The sequence below is a fragment of the Vibrio genomosp. F10 str. 9ZD137 genome (genome assembly GCF_049974785.1).
Classification (GTDB): domain Bacteria; phylum Pseudomonadota; class Gammaproteobacteria; order Enterobacterales; family Vibrionaceae; genus Vibrio.
The window spans coordinates 1-1,945 of the sequence record NZ_JBNGCJ010000709.1 but is presented as its reverse complement, the minus strand read 5'-3'; the positions used below and the strand labels follow the sequence as shown (position 1 = coordinate 1,945).

General features: G+C 43.6%; 3 protein-coding genes. All 3 read right to left on the bottom strand.

Features of this window, described 5'->3' with window-relative positions:
* Positions 1–492, bottom strand: a 492-nt coding sequence (locus ACP45E_RS16885) for an efflux RND transporter permease subunit (protein ID WP_198927746.1), incomplete at its 3' end; no start/stop codon positions are given.
* A 3-nt stretch (positions 493–495) separates the two neighbouring features.
* Positions 496–1,545, bottom strand: coding sequence for an efflux RND transporter periplasmic adaptor subunit (locus tag ACP45E_RS16880; RefSeq protein ID WP_017035943.1), 1,050 nt, complete (start codon positions 1,543–1,545; stop codon positions 496–498).
* A 21-nt stretch (positions 1,546–1,566) separates the two neighbouring features.
* Positions 1,567–1,945: TolC family protein (locus tag ACP45E_RS16875; protein ID WP_158008390.1), on the bottom strand; the 379-nt coding region annotated here is incomplete at its 5' end.

Genomic DNA, 1,945 nt, shown 5'->3' with positions numbered 1-1,945 from the left:
ACCGCTCTTCCGATCTATCCAGTTATCCAAATACTGGCGGTCATAACTTCCATTTGGAGAATGAATCGCAATCGCCATTAACGTATCTGATGACGCTTTCTTAACTCGGACACCTAGGTTGTTCACGATAGGAGGAAGTGCAGATAGGGCAGCGGCGACGCGGTTTTGTACATTGACTTGTGCCATATCGGGATCAGTACCGATCTCGAATGTCACTTTCAGTATATAAGTACCGTCATTGGCCGCACGGGAATCCATATACAGCATTTTATCAACGCCGTTGACTTCTTTTTCTATTGGTGCAGCGATGACTTGTTCAATGGTTTCCGCACTTGCTCCAGGGTACAAGGCGACAACGTTAATCACAGGGGGGGTAATTTCAGGGTATTCAGAAATTGGCATCAGTTTGATCGCAATTGCCCCTATTAGGGTTAAAACAATCGAAATGACAAAGGCAAATTTTGGCCGAAAAATGAAAAAGCGACTCAACATGAATTATTCCTCGTTTTGCACGCTAACGGGTGCATTAGGTCGAACGCGAATTAAGCCATCGGTAATGATTTGGCTTCCTGTCTCAATCCCTTCAGTAATAAATGCTTGTCCTTTTTCTTGTTTAGTGACTTGAACATTACGACGTTGTGCTGTGCCATTGTCATCAATGATATAGACGTATTGAATGGTCATGTCTTGCATAAGTGCAGATTGGGGCACCCAAAAGCCATAGACTGACTGAGTGTTTTCAACGGTGACGTAGGTGACGTTATTTGGCTTGAAACCCAAAAGGTGATTATCAAAAGACGCAGACACTTGGATAGTCCCAGCGGTTGGGTTTACTTTGTTCGCGACATAGTTAACTTCGGTAGCGGTTTGATTATCTGTGAGCTTCACTGAAGACGTCTCGGCATTATCCAACTCAAAAGATTGATATGTCGCATAATCCATGTTGAAGGTAACATTCATTGGTGATAACTGAACAATATCGATCAGCGCACCAGACGCAGGAGAAACCTGATCGCCGATAGACACTTTGGATTTACCGACTTGACCATCGTAAGGGGCTCTGATTATTGTCGATTCGATGTCGTAGTCTGCTTTTTCCAAATTGACTTCAGCCGCCACTAAAGAGCCTTGCGCTGAGTCTAATTGAGCTTGTGCAAGTTCTAAATCTGACTGCGTTGAGCCCCCTGGGCCCTGTAGCTGTACCACTCGTTGATAATGCAGTTGAGCACTTTTATAGGCCGCTTGAGCCTGCTTAACATGCGCTTTTGCAAAACTCAGATTATGCACATATAGGGTGCTATCGAGGACAAACAGTACATCCCCTTTTTTAACCATAGCCCCATCTCTTACCGACTGTTCAACAAGATAACCAGAGACTCTAGGCGTAATTGAAGTGTGTGCTTGAGACTCGAATCGCGCAATAATGTTTTTGCTAGGGTTTATTGCCGTAAGCTCTGCTTCCTTCGCGGTAACAGGAACGCCAGCAGCGTAAGACATACTTGAGACTGCCGTTGCTAATACGCAAAGCATATGAGTTTTATTCATTATGGTTTTCCTAAATGAGGGTTATTTTTTGATACTGGCGTTCAATGAACGAATATCTTGATCTGAGATTTCACCGGCAATGAATTTCACCAGCAGTGCGCTTTCAATATAGGTAAAGTAAGCGTTGTAGAGTTGTGATTCAGAAAGGTAATAATCACGGGTGGAATCGAGAACTTCACTCATATTTCGAGCGCCCAATTCATAGCCTTTTTGAACCGAAATGAGTGCTTTTTCTTGTGAATTTACGTTGCGTTGAAACGCATCTACTTTCTTTATCGATGATTCAACAAGACGCAGCGCAAAACGGATGTTTTGATGTGTTTCACGACGCGATTGCTCTAGGATTTGGTAAGCGATATCGACATCGCTATTGGCGATATCGACAAAAGCCGTTAACGAA

What these genes read in the sequence shown, in the direction of transcription:
- ACP45E_RS16880 (WP_017035943.1), bottom strand. Translation starts at nt 1,545, where the DNA reads ATGAATAAAACTCATATGCTTTGCGTATTAGCAACGGCAGTCTCAAGT.